The organism is Arthrobacter sp. MMS24-S77 (assembly GCF_054888235.1).
Genome location: NZ_JBTZRN010000001.1, coordinates 1,385,688 through 1,406,253 on the forward strand (window position 1 = coordinate 1,385,688; position 20,566 = coordinate 1,406,253).

At 62.4% G+C, this 20,566-nt stretch carries 11 protein-coding genes and 1 pseudogene; 10 read left to right on the forward strand and 2 right to left on the reverse strand.

The annotated features are described in order from the left end of the window. The first annotated feature begins 138 nt into the window (after window positions 1-138). The 7 genes and pseudogenes from ACX5I4_RS06330 to ACX5I4_RS06360 all read left to right on the forward strand — a co-directional run bounded on the left by ACX5I4_RS06330 (window position 139) and on the right by ACX5I4_RS06360 (window position 11,523). Complete coding sequence (locus tag ACX5I4_RS06330) at window positions 139-2,925, forward strand: helix-turn-helix transcriptional regulator (protein WP_461835926.1); 2,787 nt, start codon at window positions 139-141, stop codon at window positions 2,923-2,925. Window positions 2,926-2,969: 44 nt separating this feature from the next. Next, a pseudogene (locus ACX5I4_RS06335) lies at window positions 2,970-3,275 on the forward strand (helix-turn-helix transcriptional regulator); the annotation flags it as partial. 550 nt (window positions 3,276-3,825) lie between these two features. Continuing rightward, on the forward strand, window positions 3,826-5,604 hold the full coding sequence (locus tag ACX5I4_RS06340) for a response regulator transcription factor (protein WP_461835927.1): 1,779 nt from the start codon (window positions 3,826-3,828) through the stop codon (window positions 5,602-5,604). Window positions 5,605-6,153: 549 nt separating this feature from the next. Further along, the gene (locus ACX5I4_RS06345; protein WP_461835928.1) at window positions 6,154-7,539 is read left to right on the forward strand and encodes a nucleotide sugar dehydrogenase; all 1,386 of its coding nucleotides are present in this window, start codon (window positions 6,154-6,156) and stop codon (window positions 7,537-7,539) included. Between the two features lie 31 nt (window positions 7,540-7,570). After that, window positions 7,571-8,575 carry a dTDP-glucose 4,6-dehydratase gene (locus ACX5I4_RS06350; protein ID WP_461835929.1) on the forward strand — a complete coding sequence of 335 codons (1,005 nt, stop codon included), beginning with the start codon at window positions 7,571-7,573 and terminating at the stop codon, window positions 8,573-8,575. A 191-nt stretch (window positions 8,576-8,766) separates the two neighbouring features. Then, the gene (locus tag ACX5I4_RS06355; RefSeq protein WP_461835930.1) at window positions 8,767-10,617 is read left to right on the forward strand and encodes an S-layer homology domain-containing protein; all 1,851 of its coding nucleotides are present in this window, start codon (window positions 8,767-8,769) and stop codon (window positions 10,615-10,617) included. A 285-nt stretch (window positions 10,618-10,902) separates the two neighbouring features. Next, complete coding sequence (locus ACX5I4_RS06360) at window positions 10,903-11,523, forward strand: hypothetical protein (protein WP_461835931.1); 621 nt, start codon at window positions 10,903-10,905, stop codon at window positions 11,521-11,523. A 202-nt stretch (window positions 11,524-11,725) separates the two neighbouring features. Here ACX5I4_RS06360 and ACX5I4_RS06365 read toward each other — a convergent pair whose 3' ends face one another. Next, window positions 11,726-12,886: a chitinase gene (locus ACX5I4_RS06365; protein WP_461835932.1), complete on the reverse strand. Its 1,161-nt coding sequence runs from the start codon at window positions 12,884-12,886 to the stop codon at window positions 11,726-11,728. 619 nt (window positions 12,887-13,505) lie between these two features. On the opposite strand from ACX5I4_RS06365, the gene ACX5I4_RS06370 reads away from it, so the two are divergent. Beyond that, complete coding sequence (locus tag ACX5I4_RS06370; RefSeq protein WP_461835933.1) at window positions 13,506-14,825, forward strand: polysaccharide deacetylase family protein; 1,320 nt, start codon at window positions 13,506-13,508, stop codon at window positions 14,823-14,825. Beyond that, the gene (locus ACX5I4_RS06375) at window positions 14,822-16,201 is read left to right on the forward strand and encodes a glycosyltransferase family 2 protein (RefSeq protein ID WP_461835934.1); all 1,380 of its coding nucleotides are present in this window, start codon (window positions 14,822-14,824) and stop codon (window positions 16,199-16,201) included. Before ACX5I4_RS06370 ends, ACX5I4_RS06375 begins: the two co-directional genes overlap by 4 nt. A 125-nt stretch (window positions 16,202-16,326) precedes the next feature. Here the strand turns inward: ACX5I4_RS06375 and ACX5I4_RS06380 are convergent, their stop codons facing one another. Continuing rightward, window positions 16,327-17,391, reverse strand: coding sequence for a hypothetical protein (locus ACX5I4_RS06380; RefSeq protein ID WP_461835935.1), 1,065 nt, complete (start codon window positions 17,389-17,391; stop codon window positions 16,327-16,329). Window positions 17,392-17,821: 430 nt separating this feature from the next. Here ACX5I4_RS06380 and ACX5I4_RS06385 point away from each other — a divergent pair, with 430 nt between their 5' ends. Continuing rightward, complete coding sequence (locus ACX5I4_RS06385; protein WP_461835936.1) at window positions 17,822-20,500, forward strand: LuxR C-terminal-related transcriptional regulator; 2,679 nt, start codon at window positions 17,822-17,824, stop codon at window positions 20,498-20,500. Window positions 20,501-20,566 lie beyond the last annotated feature (66 nt).

Below are 20,566 nucleotides of genomic sequence, written 5' to 3' on the forward strand. Positions count from 1 at the left end.
ACCACCCGTGGTAGGGGTACTCGTACCCGCATACGAGTATCGGGCGGTATGAAAGTCGAGTACTCACTACTGGTGTAGGGCTGACGCCTAGCTGGTTAATTGGGGGGTGTCACCACTCGATCACTGGGGGTCTCGCTCATGTTGACAGCAGGCAGTGCATCTACGGTCCATGCCGTTCGGTCCGGAAACGGCTCGCGGTACCAGGCATTCGACGCATCTTCGTCTCCATCCTCGCAGGAGGGCGGCGAGGGCAAGTCGGTAGTTTCGATGGCATGGCCGCCGATTGGACCCAGAGCCACTGTTGACGACATCGCACTTGCGCTAGCGGCATCCAAGGGTGGCGTACTCGTGACGGGGCCGTCCGGGAGCGGCAAGAGCTACTTGACCACCCGCGCAGTGAACGAAATTCGCGGACGTTCATTCGTCGTCGTCATCCGTGGCAGCGCAGCGCTGGCGAGATCACCGTACGGCGCCCTCAATATTCTCTTGAGTGATCTCGATCCGGGGTACCTGGCCCATCCTGTCCTGGTGTTGTCAGCTCTCACCGCCTTGCTCCGTGAGCGTGCCGAAGGAAAGCCGGTCTACCTGGTCATTGAAAATGCGGCGGAGCTGGACGAGCTGGCAGCGATGACAGTGGCCCAACTCGCGCGGAACGGTACCGCACAGCTTGTCCTGACCTGCACCGATCCGCAGCGGCTCTGTGGCGAGATTACGCGGCTCTGCGGCGATGGCTTCCTGAGCCGGATAGACCTCAAACCATTGACTTTCCAGGAATCCCTCACCTGGCTCGAGGCAGGGCTGGGAGCAAAGGTCTCGCCGTCGGGTGCGCATGCCCTTTGGGCAGCCAGCGGCGGCAACCCCCACTACCTCAAGATGCTCGCGGCGGAGCTCGCCGAATCGGGCGCGCTTCTGAAGCGCGACGGCGTCTGGGTACTGACGTCACGGAGCGAACTCCATGGCCGGGCAATCACGGATCTCATTACTACCCGCCTTGGCCGGATGGGCACCGGTGAGCGAAAAGTCCTGGAGATCCTCTCACTGGCAAAGGCCGTCCCCCTGGAAGCCCTGCTGGCGCTCGCGTCGCCGGACGATGTGGATTCCCTTGAAAAAAGGGGCGTCCTTGTGGTCGATGATTCGCTGCCCAGGATGGCCAGGCTGCAAAGCCAACTTGTGGGTGATGTGGTCCGGGCAAACGTTCCTCCCGGCCGCAGCAACGAACTGCGGGACATCTTGACCGAAGCGACGAATCCGTCTGTTGGCCGGCGCTCGATGTTGCTGCACATGGCTGCCTGGGCATTGGACTGTGGAGCCAAACTCGGCACGGAAGAAGCGCTTGAAGCTGCCGTGGTGGCGAATCGTCAACTTGATGCGCGGCTGGCCCTGCGCTTGGTCCGGTCCATTCCAAACCACTCCCGGTTGCCCGGGGCAGTGGCCGAGGAAGCCCACGCATTGATGACCCTGGGGGAGGTGACCGATGCCCGGAGCGTCTTGAAGCATCACCAGGAAGCATCCGGGGACGAAGCCACCCTGTCCGAATGGGTACGGCTCAAACTCGCCGAGAGCTCGGTCCTTCTGGCCCGGGCCGAAACCACGGCCCAGGCCTGCGAGACTCTGGCACACGTCCGACGGCGCCTCGAAGACGGAACCGAGACAGCCGGTGGAGGGCTTGATATCGCCGGACTTCGGGAAGAACTTGTCCTGGCCGAATCCCAGGCAGCCAGCTATTCGGGATCCTACGCGGAGATGGCAGCAAGGCTGGAAGAAGTACTTCAAGACTTTGAGTCCCACGGCGTGGAATTCCGTCTCCTCGCCGGAAGCTGGCTGTGCGAGGCGTGGGCCCTGACGGGACGGCAAACCGAGGCGGCGGACATGGCAGAACAGCTGATGGCCGACTGTCACGATCCTGCTGTTTCGGTCGCGGCAGCCCGCCGCGCGACATCGCGCCTCAGGTTCGCCTTCGTACTTGCGGGAAGGTGGGATAAGGCAGGGGAAATGGTCCAGCCGGACGACGACGTCCTGGTTTCGTCGGCCGAGGCACTCCCTACGGCCATTGATCTTCCCAAAGCCATCTTCCGCTGCCTGCAGGGACGGGCCCAGGACGGCATGGATGCGCTCATCCCCGTGATAAGCCAGCTGCGTGTCCAGGATAACGAAGGAATGCTGGATGTCGCCTGCACTGCGGCGGCATACGCCTCCGCCCTTCAGGGTGAGCACGACCAGGCCATGCGCTACCTGAAGGAAGCGTCCACTCAACAGCGCCGTCCGACGTGGCGGAAAGAGCGGACGCAAAAGTACCTCGCGGCGTTGGCTCGGGAGCGCCTGGAAGGGTCCGGAACGGCCATCGAGGAACTTCTCCGCCTGGCCGACGGAGACCGGAACGAGGGTGCTCCCGGTCACGAGATATTTTGCCTCAGTTCGGCCGTTCGGCTGGGTGCTGTTGCGGTCGCTCCTCGGCTGCTGGACTCGGCACTCAGTTGCCAGGGACGATTCGCCGAACTGTGCGCCGCGTATGCGCGGGCGATGATATCGGGCAGCGCAGAGCTTCTTCTTGAGGCAGCGCGGTTGGCCGAAGACATGCAGAACGACAGGTTCGCCTTTGACATCGCCGAGACCGTGTTGCACCTGGAACAGGTCCAGTTGGATAAGACGGTTGTTCGGAAGGCACGGCAGCTCGCGGAGACCTGCCGGCAGCGCTTGCGCACGCCGCAAAGCGGCCACCAAGAGGGACTGAAGCTGACTGCGCGGGAGTTGGAGATTGCCAAACTGGCGGCGAAACGGGAGAGCAACAAGGGGATTGCCGCGAAGCTCCACGTTTCAGTACGCACGGTAGAGGGCCACCTCTACCAGATCTTCGGCAAGCTGAAGATCGTAGAGCGCTCGGAACTGAGCTTCGCCCTTGGCAGCGTTGAAGGTGGTGCGCAATGACTGAGATGGTTTCCACCGAACCATTGGTCGGACGATTCAGCGTCATGGCCGCCGTCGTCGATTGCCTTCTTGATGTCAACGGCCCGGGTGTACTGCTTTTCGGCGACGCAGGCATCGGCAAGACGGCGTTGATTAACGAAGTGGTCCATGAACTGGGCCACCGGGTCCGCCCCTTCAGGGTCTTTGCCGGACCGACTCTGGCGTCAGTACCTTTTGCGGCCTTGGCACCACTGCTGACCGCCCTGACCCCGGGCCAGATCAACGAACCGCTGTCTGTCCTCAGGGCCGTCGTCGCGGCATTGAACCCGGCGGGACAGCCGCACCCGGCACCGGCCGTCCTGATCGTCGAGGACGCGCATCACATTGATGACAGCAGCGTGGCTGTCCTGGCGCAGCTGGCGGCAGCGGAAGCCGCCAAAGTCGTGTTCTTGTGCCGTCCGTATCCTGCGCCGCCAGCAGAGGTTTTCTCGATGTGGTCCGAGGGACTTGTGGACCGATTTGATTTGCAGCCCCTCAACGAACAGGAAGTCAACCAACTGTGCGCCCAGGCCTTGGACGGGCCGGTCGTCCAAGGCACCAGTGCCGTCCTCTGCAAGTACTCCGGCGGAAACCCGATGTTCCTGCTGGAGCTCATTGACCACGCCAAGTCACTTGGCCAGTTGGTCTGCCGTAACGACGCCTGGATGCTTTCGGGCGAGCTTCGCGGAACCAGTGTGCGCTTGATGGACCTGGTGAGGAACCAGATCCTCCTCCTGGGACCCGAACAGCGTGAGACCCTGGAGACCGTGGCATTGGCAGAACCCGTTCCGCTGAATGTAGTGCAACAGGCAAGCTACTCCAACGCCGTGGACGAACTGCAGGAACTCCATTTCATAGAGATCGCGTCCGACCCCGCACGGCATGTTCCGGCTGGCCCAGCCGCTGGTCGGCGAAGTGATCCGCCAGCTGGTCCCCACTGCCCACGGCATGACCATCCGCCGGCGCATCGTGGACCTGATGGAGGCCAAACCGCAGACCATGGACGGCCTGCTGCGGTACGTCTCATGGGGGTTGGAATCGGGCACCAAGGTCCCGGATGCCGACATCCTGGAAGCCGCCCAACTAGCCAACCGGCTCTTCATCCCCAGTTTCGTGGAACGGGTGGCGGGCGCGATCAAGGATCCGTCCCTGAGGCTTGCCGCCCAGGTGGAGGTGGCCCGGGCCAAATGGTACCGCGGCGACATCCGGGGATCGGTGTCGTCCCTAGCCGGGGTGGTGGACCGGACCAATGATCCGCGGACGGTCCGGCACGCATCGATGTTGGCGGCCCAACTTGCCGGGCGCCAAGGCGTCGGGCCGAACGCCATCAAGCAGGCAGCCTACGAATGGCAGGCGGCCCTCGCTAGGCTCGCTGAGGGTCCGCAGGGCATCGACCATGGGGAACTGGAACGCGGAAAGCTCGGAAGCAGGCTCCTTTCGCTGCAAGGCCTGCAAGCGGAAGGCCACTATGTCGAGACGGAGCGTGAGCTCCGCCAGATGTGGAATGAAGCCGACGACGACGAGTCCCGCCTGGTGGCCGGAGCCCTCCTCGCGGAGGCCATGTCGGTTACGGGCCGGCCCGTCTCTGCCCTCCAGATTCTGATGGGGATCCAGGAGATGGTCGCCACGAGCGGCGATTGGAGCCTCCAGTACGCAGGCTTTGTCATGCGCCGCTACATCCTGGCGCTGCAGCAAGCGGGTGAGTTTGACGTTCTTGACGCGTTCCTCAGGAACCATGTTTCCCAAGCACCGAACTCGCTGATCTATTCGGGCGGGATGCTCCATCTGACGGCCGGAATGGTGGACCTCCGCCGGGGAGACCTGGGGGTTGCGCTGCCACGGCTTCGGCAAGCGGTCAGCATGCTGCGGGTCTCAGACATGGGTAGTGACCTGCCCGACGCCGTTGCTGCCGCCGCGTACGCGGCGTCGATCCTGAAACGTCGCGACACCACTGCGTCGTACTTAAGCGAGTACGACGCAATGATCCGGGAGGGTGTCCATCCGTCGTTGCTGGCCCAAGGCCATGCGGCAGTTGCGAGGGCCGAACAGACCGGCTCGCAAACGGCGATCGCGAGGCTCATGTCCCTGGCGGATTCGGCGGCCGCGGACGGAGCAATAGGTGCTGAGATTGACATCCTGATGTTGGTCCTGAGACTGGGAGACCCGAGTGTGGCGCGGCGGCTGACCGCGGTAGCCGAGGGCAGTGAAGGCCGGACTGCGGAGTTTGCGCTGAGTGTCGGGCTGGCCCTCGCCCACAAGGACGCGGATCGACTCATTGAGCTGAGCGAATCGGCCGCCAGGGAGGGCCTCGAACTTGCCGCAGCCGATTGCGCCGGCCACGCCCTCCGGATCCTGGAAAGCAGGGGGGACAAAGCACGCCAGCTTGAAGGACAGCGGCTTCTCAAGCGCCGCACCGCCGCCCTCGACAAGGCGGGCCCGGCTATTGAGGGGGGCTCACCCGATCTCCAGAAGCTCACCCGGCGCGAGCAGGAAATCGCAACGCTTGTGCAGTCGGGATCAAGCAACAAGGACATTGCGCTCAGTTTGGGGCTGTCATTGCGCACCGTTGAAGGCCACCTCTACCGGATGTTTGCCAAGCTGGGCATTAGCCACCGTGAAGACTTGATGAACGGCGCCCATGGTATGGAGAACCTGGGCTAGCCGCAGGCGCGACTCCTCGGCCGCTCCACTGCGGTGACCGCTTCGCGCCCGTCTCCTTCCGCCGTCGTCCGCGGTTCCCAACTGAGGACCCTTGGTACACCCTGCGGTGATGCAGGTCCGGTCCGAACCGCACTGCGCGGGATCAGCGGGCATGAGGGCCAAAAACGAGTACTGAATCGAGTGGTTAAAAGTGCTCGGACGGGTAGTCGACGGCCTCGGGCGGCACGGCGCATCCAAAGACGGGTAGAGCCCACTCGCGCCCGCCCTAGGGGTTGGTTAATACGCTCTTTCTTGATGGCAACCGCCACTCAATTGGGGATAAGTGGGTCTCGAGATGAAACGCAGGAAGAATTCTTTGCTACAGGAAAACCACCCGGTAATCCGGCGAGAAATCAGCTCCGATGCGACCGGTATCCCGCATTCAGCGGGTACCCCCACAAGCGAGCCGGCGGCGGGCGGCCATGTGCCCTCTGAGACCAGGGCACATCCCGTTTCGTCGCCGGCTTTTTTTCACACTGGAGACAACAGGCACCGGGAGGCCGACTGACCATGGCACCGAACACGAAGGTAAAGACCCTCAAGGCAGAGCACAACGGGAGCTCACAGTCCTTGCACGCGCCCGCAACGACGTGGCCGGAGGGCGGCGCAACGCCGTCCGCGATCACGCAGGACCAGACATTCACTTTCGACGTGGCGATCGTAGGCATGGGCTATGTAGGCCTGCCTACGGCCCTGGCCATCAACGCCTCCGGCCGCCGCGTTCTGGGCCTGGACGTGTCCGATGCCCGGCTGGCCGTGATCCGCGAGCAACGGGCAGATCTTCTGGATTCAGACAAGGAACGGCTCAGCAACGCACTTCTGGACCCGACGTTCATGTTGAGCAGCGATTTGTCATTGCTTGCCCACGCGGCGGCAGTGGTTGTTTGCGTTCCCACCCCGGTTGACGAGTACTTGGTCCCGGACCTCGGTATTCTCCGGGCGGCCTGTGCCTCCGTGGTCGACTTTGCAACCACTGGCCAACTGTTGATGCTGACCTCCACAACGTACGTGGGATCCACGCGTGACCTCCTGGCGTTGCCGTTGGCCGCCAAGGGCCTCATCCCGGGCAGGGACGTGTTCGTCGCATTCTCGCCGGAACGCATCAACCCTGGCGTGGACTCCTTCTCCCACGAAGACGTTCCCCGGGTAGTCGGCGGCGTGACCCCGGCCTGCGGTGAAGCTGCCGAGCGGCTTCTGAGCGCAAGCACCAAGTTGGTCCACGTAGTCCCGTCCGCGGACGTCGCCGAAATGACCAAGCTGGTGGAAAACACCTTCCGGGCCGTCAATATCGCCTTGGCGAACGAGTTCGCTGATATCTGCCATGAACTCAACATGGAGGTCATGGACGTCATCGATGCGGCCTCCACCAAGCCCTACGGGTTCATGCCGTTCACCCCTGGGCCTGGCGTCGGCGGACACTGCATTCCCTGCGATCCCCACTACTTGCTTTGGCAATTGCGCAAAGCCCGCTTGACGGCACCAGTGATCGAGCAAGCGATGGCAGGAATTGCGGGCAGGCCCCACCAAGTGGTGGAAAAGGCCCGCCGCATCCTGTCGGACCGAAACCACGGTGTTGCCGGCGCCCGCGTGATGGTGCTCGGGGTTGCCTACAAGCCCGATGTCGAAGATCTTCGGGAATCCCCGGCGTTGGAGATCATCGCAGCCTTGATCGCCGACGGAGCGGAAGTCGCGTACTCCGATCCCTGGTGCCAGACGGCGCCCGACGGCCATGGCGGGACACTCCAATCCGAGCAATCGCCTGCTGACTGGGGTGCGGATCTGGTGATCCTGCACACGAGGCACAGTCAAGTGGAGCTCGACTGGCTGGCCGGAGCATCAGCCGTCCTGGACACGACGTACCGCTTGCCCAAAGCCGACAACGTAACCCGGCTCTAGATCCACCAGGTTTTCGACGGAAGCAGGAGTAATGAAAACAGCAATCACCGGTGGTGCCGGATTCATAGGCAGCCACCTCGTTGAGCATTTGTTGGCGGCCGGCGACGAAGTAGCAGTCTTGGACAACTTGTCGACGGGACGCCTCGAGAATCTCAAGGGCGTGATCGGCCACAGGAACTTCCACTTCGTGGAGGGCACCATTCTCGATCGGGACGCCGTGGACAAGGTCGTGGCGGGTGCCGACAGGGTGTTCCACCTGGCCGCCGCCGTTGGCGTGAATCTGATCGTCGACCACCCCCTGGAGAGCCTCCGCACGAATATCCATGGCACGGAAGTGGTCCTGGATTCCGTCCTGGAGTCGGGTGCCTCGCTGTTGCTGGCATCCACGAGCGAGATCTACGGCAAGAACACTTCGGACAGTCTTTCGGAGGAAGCCGACCGCATCCTCGGATCCGCGCTCAAGTCGAGATGGACCTATGCTGCGGCCAAAGGCATTGACGAGGCATTTGCACACGCATACTGGCGCCAGTTCGGCTTGCCGGTTGCCATCGTGCGGCTCTTCAACACGGTAGGACCTCGCCAAACAGGCCGCTATGGAATGGTTGTTCCCCGACTTGTACGGCAGGCCCTCGTCGGTGAGCCCTTGACGGTGTATGGAGACGGCCAGCAGACCAGGTGCTTCTCCTACGTCGGTGACATCGTTCCCGCCATCACCCGTATTTCCGAGGAGCCTCTTGCCTACGGGAATGCGTTCAACCTCGGTGGCAGCTACGAGATTTCCATCCTGACGCTGGCCGAACGGATCGTCGAACTCCTCGGGAGCGAAAGTCCCATCACCCTGGTTCCTTATGAGCAGGCCTACTCCGAGGGGTACGAGGACATGCGCCGGCGGGTTCCGGACAACAGCAAGTCCCGGGAGCTTGTTGGCTTCGACCCGAAGACCACCCTCGATGAAATCATCCTCAACGTCGCCGCCGACTATAAACCGGCAAAGGTCCTGGATCCCTCGGGCTGGAAGGTCACCCTGGCTTCCTGATGCGCGACAAAAAGGTGCCGCGTCGGCTGGGGCGGCGTCGTTCAACTGAACAAGTACCTTGGAAGGAAAGGTTGAGCTCAATGCAACATTTACAGGGAAAGGTCACGGTCTCGGCTCGACCTCGTCACAAGGCTGAACGCTTGCGGCACACAGGCACGTCGCGTTGGCTTGCAGGGGTTGTGGGCGTGCTGATGTCAACGTCCGTCTTCGGAATTGTGGCACCAGCCGCCCACGCGGCCCCGAACACCATCATTACCCTGACGTTTGACGACGCCAACCTGGACCAGGTGGCGGCTGCGGGAATCCTCAAGAGCAACGGGCTGAAGGGCACGTTCTTTACGCCGTCTGGCTACCTTGATGCCCCGAACTACATGACCGTCCAACAGGCGCTTGCGCTTCAGGCGGACGGAAACGAAATCGGCGGCCACACGGTCACCCACCCTGACCTGGCCCAAATGGGTGCGGACGAAGTCACGCGGCAGGTCTGCAATGACCGGGTCAACCTTTACAATATGGGCTTCCACAACGTCACGAGCTTCGCGTACCCCTTCGCCTCGCTCACCCCTGCGGTGGAGACCACCGTTGCGGGCTGCGGATACAACAGTGCCCGGGGGCTCGGTGACTTGGAAAGCAAGGTGGCCGGAAGCGCCGGGCTCGGCTTTGCCGAAACTCTTCCTCCTGCAGACCTGTTCGACACCAAAGCTCCGGACGAGGTGGACAACACGTGGACCCTGACTGACCTGCAGAACCTGGTCACCAAGGCTGAGCCGGGCGGCGGCTGGGTACAAGTGACGTTCCACCACATCGGCACCGGCATCGATCCAGGCTCGGGCATCGCAGATCCCCTGACCGTGTCCACTGCGCTCTTCACACAGTACGTGCAGTGGCTGGCGGCGGAAAAGGCAGCCGGCCGGATTGCCGTCCAAACAGTCCAAGAAACACTCGGTGGGGCAACCAAACCGCTTGTCCCCGGGCCGGCGGCACCGCCCGCGGTCACCGCGGGGAACCTGATCAAGAACGCCAGCCTGGAGACCGCGGGGCCGGTAGCCTCGGGCCTGCCACAGTGCTGGGCGCAGGGCAATTACGGCAGCCACACAGCCACGTTCACCTCGGCAACCCCCGGTCATGGCGGTACTACCGGTACACACGCTGAGCAGCTCGTGATGTCCGCCTATGTCAGTGGAGATGCCAAGCTCCTGCCCACCCTCGACTTGGGCGAGTGCGCGCCGAGTGCAACCCCTGGCCACACCTACGACATGAAGGCTTGGTACACCTCCACAACCACGACCCAATTTGAACTGTATTACCGCACGGGTTTGGGCACGTGGCAGTACTGGACCGCCAGTCCGTTCTTTGCGGCGTCCACCGCCTGGAGTCAGGCCACTTGGACTTCACCGGCGTTACCGGCCGGCGCATCGGCCATCAGCATGGGCCTGAACCTGCTCGGCAACGGAACGCTGAAGACGGACGATTTTGAACTTTACGACACCGCCGGCATCAAGCATTTCACCGACGTCACTCCCACCACGGCGTTCTACAACGAAATCAGCTGGCTATCCAACAACCTGATCACGCAAGGCTGGCCTGACGGCACCTTCCGTCCCCTCACATCCATTACCCGCGAGGCCATGGCAGCCTTCCTCTACCGGTTCTCCGGAAGCCCTGCGGTTCCGGCGAACGCACCGACGTTCTCCGATGTGCCGGCGGGTGCACCGTTCTACAACGAGATCCGCTGGCTGGCTTCCACGGGCATCACTACTGGTTACCCGGACGGAACCTACCACCCCGGTGAAGCCGTGAGCCGGGCGGCAATGGCAGCCTTCCTCTACCGTCTCAAGGGCAAGCCTGCGGTGCCGGCGAACGCTCCGACGTTCACCGATGTGCCAGTGGGCGCACCGTTCTACAACGAGATCCGGTGGTTGGCTTCCACAGGCATCACCACCGGTTTCCCGGACAATACGTACAGGCCGACCACCGCTATCAACCGCGACGCCATGGCCGCTTTCCTGTACCGCTACAACATGTATTTCCCTAAGGGCTGACGGCGGTAGCAGTCCTTAGGGGAGAGTGGGCGGCCGGTCTCCGAAGCATTTTGAAGGAGATTGACCGCCCACGGCCACGTACACTGCGAGAAGCACTGAAGCCAGGTCTCAAGGGAGTGAATGGTGAACACGGCGAAGTCCACGGATAAGCGTCGAAAACGCGCGATTGCCGGGCTTGCCTTTTGCCTGGCCCTGTTGACCGCAGCGTGCACCGGACCGGCACCAGCGCCGGGACCAAGTCCATCAACCACAGCCGCCAGGCAGTATCCCTGGCACACCGGAATCGTGGCAACAACCTTTTGGGTCGGCGAGATCTTCGATCCCAAAGCGGCAGACGGCAGCCAGGTGGTGTCCACGTACGATTCCCAGTGGATGCAGAGCTATGGAGGCTGTGACGGTGTCATCACCAACGGCTGCACCACCGAGGCGAGAACGCCGGCCAAAGGATTCGCGCCGACCAGCATGACTCCGAAGGAGAACCCCTTTTACCTGGATCTTCCCTATGACGACGTCAACGATGCCACAGCTTTTGCCGAACGAGCCAAGGTGATTCCCTGGGCCAACGATCCCGGCTTTGCGGGCAATGAGCAGAACCGTTCCTTCAGCTACATGAAGAACCAGTGGGTCAGGATCCGCAAGGACGGCCACGAATGCTACGGACAAATCGAAGACGCCGGCCCCGGCCAGTACCACGACAAGAACTACGTTTTTGGCTCCAACGACGCCCGTCCTGTCAACACGAATTTCAACGGGGCCGGCATGGACGTCTCTCCGGCGCTCAATGGGTGCCTTGGTTTTTCCGAACTCGACGGTGAATCGGACAAAGTCGATTGGCAGTTCGTTCCGCGGGACCAGGTTCCTTCGGGGCCGTGGCTGGACATCGTCACGGTGAGCCAAGTGAAGTAGGCCCCTCTGCCGGGCCGTCCGAAAAAATCCGGGAGGGGGAATCCCCTCGAACAATCCCTCGAAAACTGGAGGTATCCATGGAATGGCTTAAGAGGCTGTTTCGGCGCGGCAACGGCCGGCATCTTGCTCGCCCAGCCGAAGCTAAAGACCGGGCCAGGACGGAACATCCTGGCCTCGCGTGAACCTTTGTTGAGCGGCAGGCTCACGGCAGTTTGCCTTGGAATCCTGCACCCAACACATCAGAGAAGCGTTGGCTTCCTTGGTTGATCCCGCTGCATACGTGGCTGGCCGGCCCTTCCGGGGTGTCCTGCGGGCAGGACGTGTCCCGGTTCAGGGACCACATGGACACCCGTGTCACTCCCTTGCTGAGGGCAAAGGAGTTCAACCCGCGCGCTGCATCCAGGTCAAACACTTCGCCCGGGAGATCATTCCGGCCGATCATGGGGGTCAACCCCATCTTCTTCCAGATCTGCTCGCTGTTGAGCGTGAGTCCTGCACGCTGATAGATAATGCTGAGCTGCTCGTGGGTGGCCTGGGCTGCTGAGGTTCCGGCATCAAGCATGCTCTGCGAAGCGCTCCGGCTTGAGCCGTAGTTCATCGTCATGATGTTGACGCCAGCCAGCTGGACGCCGGCGGCGAGCATTTGATCGACGGCGGACGTTCCGGCGTCGGTCAACCCTTGCGGCGTGACGGGAAGAGTCAGCCAAACCGACAGGGCGTGTCCCTCTTTGCTTCGCTCCTTCTGCAGTGCAGCGACAACTGCGGCGCGGCGCTGCCAGGCGGCGCCGTCGGCCAGATTGTTGCCTTCGATATCAAAGTCGATGGTTGCCGGGTTGTAGCGCTCCAGGACAGCCCGATAAGCCCGTTCCAGTTCCGCGGCGTTTTGGCAGGAGTTGGCGAGCTCACTGTTCACCGAGCCGCCGAAGGACACAGCGATCGCCCCGCCGTTTGACCGTAGCTTGGCGATGCGTTCCTCGAGCTTGAGCGAAGTCTTCGCGGCATCGAGGCTGTAAGTGCTACCCCAACTGGGTGTGCAGGCCTGCCCGGCGTTTGCCACCACAAACGCCAGCGTGACGTTCTTGGTTGCCTCGCCCAGGGGTGCATCGAAGGGGTACTGAGGGACCACTGTGACATCAACGTAGCCGGAAAACCACGGCGGCTGGAACGCGCCGTTTGCGTCCGTGGCTACGCGCCACACCAGAAAACCCCCGGCCCCCGCCACCACCAGGGCTGCGGCAATGCAGACCCGTGCGAGGGTTGACAGCCGGCGGCGTCCTCGGGGTTGCCCGGACAGGCCCCGGACGACCCGCCCGCTGCCTGCCTCAGCCGCAACGGACGTGCCGCTTCGCTGTTTCTTGGACACTCTTTTCCGCCATCCTTTGATACCCGCTCAGAAAACCCCGGCTGCCCTGATGCACCATTTGACCACGAACAGATCGGATTCGCCCGTGCTTCCGCCCTGGTGTTCGATCCGGTGGATTCGGTATGTGGCGCACGAGTAGCGGCGTAGTCCGGACGCCAAAGATTGAGTGTAAAGACGGGTAGGGCCTACTCGTGTCCGTCGTCGCCCGGCTCCTTACGCTGAAGGTGTCAGTTGGTTGAGGGCAACGGGGGAAAGACAGGTCTCACAATGGAAAAGAACGCTCTGGTCCGAGCGGCATCAGAACCCAATGGATTCATCCGAGAAGGCGTTTGGCTCGGATTCGAGTCTGTTCTCCGAGGTTCCAGCATGTTCCCTTCCAATGACCCATCGCTAATTGACCGTGCCGCCTCTTGGCGGCGCGCCCTCATAGAGGGGGCCCCTGAGCGGGGGCCGGTGGTGAATAAGCCTTTGAGACCGAGGCTTCCCCCAGTCGCCACCGGCCCCTTCAGGAACCAGCGTACTGAGGCTCTGCGATGAGCTCCGGGGGAAGGACTTTGCGTCCGGACCGGTCCGCACGTCCAGGAAACGGCTAGGCCTGTGGGCCGCCTCGTGGGTCTCGGTGTTGCTCCTGCTGACGGGCGCAACGTCGCTGCTCAACGGAAACCAGACACCGGCCGGCTCCCAGCCTGACGCCACGGCTTCTGCCGCTCCGCTGTCTTCCGTCAGCCTGACGTTTGATGCAGGCCGGGCAAGCCAAATGGAGGCGGCCCGGATCCTGAAGGACCATGGACTTCGCGGCACTTTCTTCATCGATTCAGGATTTGTGGGCGCACCCGATTACATGACGGTCGACGATCTCCACCGCCTGACTACTGATCAAAATGAAATCGGAGGCCATACCGTCACCCTTGCCGATGTGACCGCGGTGGAACCCGATGAAGCCTCGCGGCAGATCTGCAACGATCGGGCGAACCTCACGGATTGGGGATTTAAGGTCACCTCCTTCGCCTATCCCTTTGCGGCTTCAACGGCGAAGTCGGAGGAACTCGTTGCCGGCTGTGGCTATAACAGTGCCCGGGGTCTCGCTGAGATCCACAGCCCCTTTGACTGCGCCACCTGTGCCCAGGCAGAAACTGTCCGTCCCGCCGACCTGTTCCGGACTCGGGCAACGTCCGAGGTCGGCAGCGGCTGGACGTTGGCCGACCTCCAGGCCACGGTGGTGCAAGCCGAACAGGCCGGGGGATGGTTGCAGCTGACGTTCTACGACATCGACACCAGCGGCAGTCCCCGTTCCGTCAGTCCCGCGTTGTTCGAACAGTTCGCCACCTGGCTGGCAGCGAGAACCCAACAAGGGACCATGGCTGTACGCACGGTGCATGACGTGATTGGCGGCGTGGCGAAACCCGTGGTGAACGGTCCGGTGGCCACACCGGCAGCACCGGGCAAGAACGCACTTCGCAACCCGGGGCTGGAAACCGCTGGAAAGTACGGCTTGCCGCAATGCTGGCAGGTTTCGTCCTACGGCAAGAATGCGGTGGTGCTGAGCACCTTGAACCCGGGACACAGCGGTGCGGTGGCCCGTCGCCTGGACGTGACCGAATACTCCTCCGGTGACGCCAAATTGCTTCCCGTCCTCGACCTTGGGGCATGCGCCCCGAGTGTCACGGCCGGCCACAGCTATTCACTCCGTGCGTGGTACCAGTCCACTGCGAAGACGCAGTTTGAACTGTATTACCGCAACAAGCTGGGCACGTGGACCTACTGGACAGCCAGTCCCTGGTTTGCGGCAAACACCAGCTACGAACAGGCAATCTGGGAAACGCCGCCCGTTCCGCCCGGGGCAGAAGCCATCAGCTTTGGTATGAACCTCTTCAGCGATGGCCAACTTGCTACCGACGATTACGAAATGTTCGACACAGTTGGAGCTCCGTCGCCGTGATAGTTCTTTCAATCGTTTTGGTTCTGGGGATCAGCACGATTTTCTGGTCCTTTGCCGGGCTCTTGCGCTTGGCGAGTGAGCAGTCCTGGAGGATCCAGGTATGGTCCAACCGGATCCGTGGGTGGATTTCCTTGCTGCGGGGCGGCGGGGTACCGGCCCAGCGACGGCAACGGGCCCGCCATCGTTCGAAAGGAGTCCGAATCTACCCGTCGAATGTCGCGGTCCTCGTAGCCGCCCACAATGAGGCGCTCGTCATCAGGGAGACCATCCTTGCCGCGTCAGTTTTGGTCCCTCGGCGCAACATCCACATCATTTCGGACATGTCCACGGACGACACCGCAGCTATTGCGCGGGCCGCAGGAGTAAAGGTCCTCGAGCTCGAACCGAATCGGGGCAAGGCAGGCGCGCTCGCGGCGGGAATCGCCCATTTTGACCTGTGCAAGAGGTTCAAGGTGGTCATGCTTCTGGATGCGGACACCCGCCCGACCCCGGATTACCTCGAAACGGGGCTGCCGCTGTTTTCCGACCCCACGGTGGTCGCTGTCGCGGGACGCGCCAAATCCATCATGAGTCCGCCATCTCCGACAGCGATTGGCCGCTTCCTGGTGGCCTACCGGGAGCGCCTTTACATCGTGGTTCAACTGCTGCTCAAATACGGCCAAGCAGCCCGGGGCGCCAATGTTGTTTCGATCGTTCCGGGATTTGCCAGCATGTATCGGACCAGCGCGCTCGCCGAAATACAGGTCCTGGCGCCGGGACTGGTGATTGAAGACTTCAACATGACGTTTGAAATCCATGCGAAGAAACTGGGACGGATCGCATTCCATCCATCCGCCGCTGTTGCCTACACACAGGATCCGGACAATCTGAAGGACTACATCAAGCAGGTGCGGCGGTGGATCCTTGGCTTCTGGCAGACGGTCAGGCGGCATGGACTGCAGTTCGGCAGGTTCTGGTTTGTCCTGGGACTATACATCGTCGAGCTCGTCGCCAGCTGCATCTTCTTCGTGCTGCTGGTGCCCGCCTTCCTGCTATCGTCTATCGCTGCTGTCGAGGTCTGGATCCTTGGCAATCGATCGGACGTGTTCGTTTTCCTGTCCGGTGTCCTGCGGCCCCAGGACGTTCTCATCGGAGTCTTCCTGCCGGACTTCTTCCTGACGATCCTTGCCGCCATCACGATGCGCAGTCCGCGCCTTTTGTTGATGGCTCCCTTGTTTCCCCTGATGCGGATCCTGGATGCCATCATTTGCCTGCAGGTGTTGCCAAGGGCGTACTCTGCACGTTCATCGGGAGTTTGGGTCAGCCCTGTCCGAAGGATCCAACGCCCGTCACAGGAAATGAGTGCGGCCGGACCGCCAGTGGCACGGGTCGGCTAGGGCTAGGGACAGCTGGGGTGACAAGTCCCGGACGCACGGACGCCCATGCCACGCAGCCATGACGGCTGGGACATGGGCGTCCGCCCGGTTCCAGGGATCAAGAGGCCTGGAAACGCGTGTTGATCTTAGTTGGTGACTCCCGCAGTGGTGACAACAGTGAGCCACGGGCCGGCGGGGACGCTGGCGCGGTCCACGAAGCGCCACGAGACGTGGTCGTTGTCGCCGTCCAACTCAGCGAAGCCGAGGCAGCCGTTCAGCGCCGGGGACACGTCCATGCCTGCGCCCTGGCTCGGGTCGCCGGAGAACTGCTTGTTGGCGGGACGGGCGTTGTTTGCGCCGAACACGTAGGCGGAGTCGTGGTAGAGGGAGCCGCTGGAGGGGCCGGCATCTTCAACTTGTCCGTAGCAGACGCTGCCATTGGGGCCGGTGATCTGGACCCAGGCGTTCTTCATGTAGCTGTAGTTCGAGTCCGCGCAATGGTTGACGCCGGTTGCGGCGTTGTCTGCGGCGGCCCACGGAATCACCTTGCAACGCTCGGCAAAAGCGACGCTGTCATTGACGTCGTCGTAAGGCAGGTCCAGGTAGAACGGGTTTTGCAAGGGCTTGGGCTGGTGCAACGGGAAGTACCCATTGCTCGCCACGCGCTTTTCAGTGACGCACTTGAAGCTCGTGCCGGTGCCGGAGCTGACACCGTCGCAACCGCCGTAGGGGCTGCCGGGGCAGCCGCTCGCGCTCATGGGCGTCGTTCCGAGGTTGACGCCGGTGTGCTGGAGGGCCCACTGGCCGTTGAAAGTTGAGCAGACCTGCGAGCCATCCGAGAGGCTAGCGTTGAAGATTTCGCCAACCCAGAAGCTGGTGCTCACGATGTTGGTGTGGAGCGGGTAGGTCCCTGTGACGGGCAGGGGCGCCGCCGTTGGGGCGGGTGCGCCGGCGGCCGTTGCGGTCGGGGCCGGCGTGGCCGGGGCGGGCTGGCTCGACGGCGTTGAGGCCGGAACGTTGTTAGGCGTCGGCGTCGGCGTCGGTGTCGGCGTCGAAGTTCGCCTGGGGGTGGAGGAGGCGGAAGGCGTCTTTGAAGAGCGGTCGCCACCCCAGGATGAGGTGTTGTGTGACGATTGGACGGCTGAGATGGTCGCTATCCCGCCGAAGGCAAGAAGCAACACGGCGATGAGTGCTGTGAACAGGTGTTTCATATTTTGGGTGACATATCTGTTGGGGACATAGACATATGAGACCGAGGCAATCGGGTAAGGCGATCTGCAGGCGAAAATGCCGCAGGGTCGTACACGGCCAAATGGTGTGTCACGACAGAGTTGTTACGAAAATAGGCTGCGCTTCAACTCCCCAGAAGTAGCCAGCCTGAACTTACTCTTGCGGGTCCAGCTTACACAGTCAGATCACAGGAGGGTAACAGCGGGTACAAATCCGGCCTCCAAACGAGGCGAGGGCTCCCCTTCACAAGCCTGCGTGGAGGGCCAGGATTTCATGCAAGTAGCCCCGGAAAACCAAGTAGTTACCACTCAATCCAGGACGGAAACCCGCGGGTAACGTTTGGAAATGACACCGGTCCGTGCCGCGGCCGTCAGGAACACGTGTCGGGCGGCCCGAAGATGAGACAGGACCATGGACGATACTGAAGGGACCCACACCTCGCCCCCGATCATTCGGGCAGCAGAGCTTCAAGAGATTGTTATTGCCTTGTCAGGGGCGGAACCGGCCGGGGTAGTCATCTCAGGCGCGAGCGGTTCGGGAATGACCACTCTCTTGGACGCTGCGGCTTCAGTACTGCGCGGATCGTTCAGCGTGATCGCCCACAACGTCTCCGAGTCATTCGCGGATATCCCGTTTGGAATCGCCATGGCACTTGTTCCGGACCTGCCGGCCCGCGCCAAGGTGTGGCCGGGTTCCATCGTTGCGGCTTGCCGGAAGGCGGTGCGCGGCGCCTCAACAGCCGGATCCTCGGCCTTGCTGGTACTGGACAACATCGATTTCCTGGACGACATGTCCCTTTGGCTCTTGAGCCAGCTCCTTGTTGAACCGGACATCCGCATGATCGCCACCCACCGCTCAGACCGGCCACTGAGGATGGAACTGATGGAATCCGTCGTTTCGCGGCAGCTTTCGGTGGTGACCCTTGATGACCTCACGCAGGACCAGCTTCGCGAATTCCTCGATGACCGTCTCGGAGGACACGCCGCGCGCAGCCTGGTCCGGGACATCCATGCCGCCACCGGAGGTAACCTGCAGGCCGCGAAATTGCTTCTGGACGAAACCGCAGCGCGTGGCGAGATCGTGGAGCAGGCTGATTCCTGGATATTGTCCGGACCGATCCGCCTGGACGGTTCGCAAGCGCTTGAGCTGACCCGGCACCGGCTTGAGGGATATTCAGTGCCGCAGCGTCAGGTTGTGGATCTTCTGGCGGCGGGGGAGCCGATACCAATGGCCGTCCTCGAACAGCTTGTCCAAAAGCGGGCCATGGAAGCGCTCAGGGGCGACGGAACGATCCGTGTGCAGAACGACAACCAGGGGACAGTTTCCCTCAGCCACGCCATCGAGGGGAGGCTGGCCCGGCAGCAACTGGGACCTGCGCGGATCTTGGAGCTTCGCCGAAGCATCTACAAGATCTCCGTCCCGGTTGCGGAAGACTCACTCTGGACGCTGTTCCGTCGGGTGGACCTGGAACAGGAAAGCGGATTGCCGGTGCCCGACGCTGATCTTCTGGCCGTGGCCATTGCGGCGAACGACGTTCACGATAGTCGGCGGGCCAGGCGGTCCGCGGATGCGGTGCGGGCGCCGGAACTTGGACTGGTCGCAGGGGTGGAGCTGGCAAGGGCCCTGTATCAAACGAGGGATTTCCCCGGAGCCGTCACGGTCCTGAAAGGTTTGGTGGCAAATACCCCTGACGTCTTGACTGTGGATTTCGCCCACGCCGTGTGGCTGCTGTTGCAAGCCCTTTTGCCGACTTCGCCGGGGGCAAATGTGCTTCAGGCGGTCCTGCAGGAAGCCCGACGGCGGCTGGAGACTGCCGCCGTCGGGGTCCAGCCGGGCGAGCCCGCCTACCTTGGCCAGACGGCCGTCCGGGACGAGCTGGATGTTCTCCAGCTGTATCTGGACGCGCAGAACGGCAGCTGGCCTTCAACCGGTGGTGAGTTGTTCCAAAGGCTTTGCCGTAGCCAATTGGTCGACCCTGGACTGCGTTCGGAGGGCCAGCCCCCACCGCCTACCCAGGCCGGCGTGCTTTTGATGGCGCTTGTCTCCCAAGGGTTGGCTGTCAGCGGGCGGTTCGCGGACGCCGTCGCTCTCTCAACGTCGGCCCTCGAAGTTTTGGGGAGGCTGCCTCGGAGCCCTGTGGACTTCCATTCCACTGTGTTGACCATCCACGGATCGAATTTGATCTGGCGAGGGCAATGGGGTGGCTCCGAAATGTTTTGCGCCGGCAGTTCCAGTTTCAGCAACCGGATGAGCTATTTCGGCGGGTCTGCCCACCTCTACAGGGCGCTTGTGCTTGCAAGGCAGGGGAGCCTGGAATTGGCTTGTGAACAGTTCCGCCAGGCCAAGGCCCGGCTGGATGAAGCCGACCCCGACGGGCTCCTGCCACCGGCCCTCGGAGGACTTGCCGCGGCTGCGTGGTTGCTCGGCGATGTCAACCAGGTACGCCGCGCATTGGCGGCCTACGATTCGCGCCGCAGTTCAGGAAACTACCTGGCATCACAGCTCGCCGAAAGCTATTCATCCGCAGCACGGTCAGTGCTGATTGGTGCAGAACATTCACACAGGAAGCTCCTTCAACTTGCAGGTTCGGCTGCCAAGAAGGGACACCGGGCCCTTGAAATGCTGAACCTGGGCTTGGCCGCGCGTACCGGCAGCCGCGGCTACCGGCAGGTGGGGCCAGGGGTGTCCGAGGTTGTGTGGAGTGTCGAGTCCGGAGTGCCCTCGGGACAGGAAGCAGGTCAGGAAATGGGACAAGGACCAGGACTGGGAACAGAAGAAGCCGTAACAGGCGAGCCTCAAAAAGACCAGGCTTATGAACAGGAAGAGGTGTTTGCCTTTGACGAACCCGGCCCGGAAGGTCCTGAGTCCAGGCCCTCTACCCTTCCTGGGATCGTCAAGCTCTCCCAGCGCGAACGCGAAGTGACTGCCTTGGTCGCTTCCGGGCTGAGCAGTGCGGAGGTAGCCGCTCGTTTGGGTATCGCCGTAAACACTGTCAACGCGCACCTTCAGCGGGTTTACGGGAAGCTTGGAGTCTCGCGCAGGCAAAAGCTTTCAGAGCTGTGGGACGAGTTGGCGAAGCCGGAGGAGTAGGCCGGGTAGCTCCGCGGATGAGGCAGCGAAGCCAAATGGTGGGACAATTACTAGGTGACGCCGCCA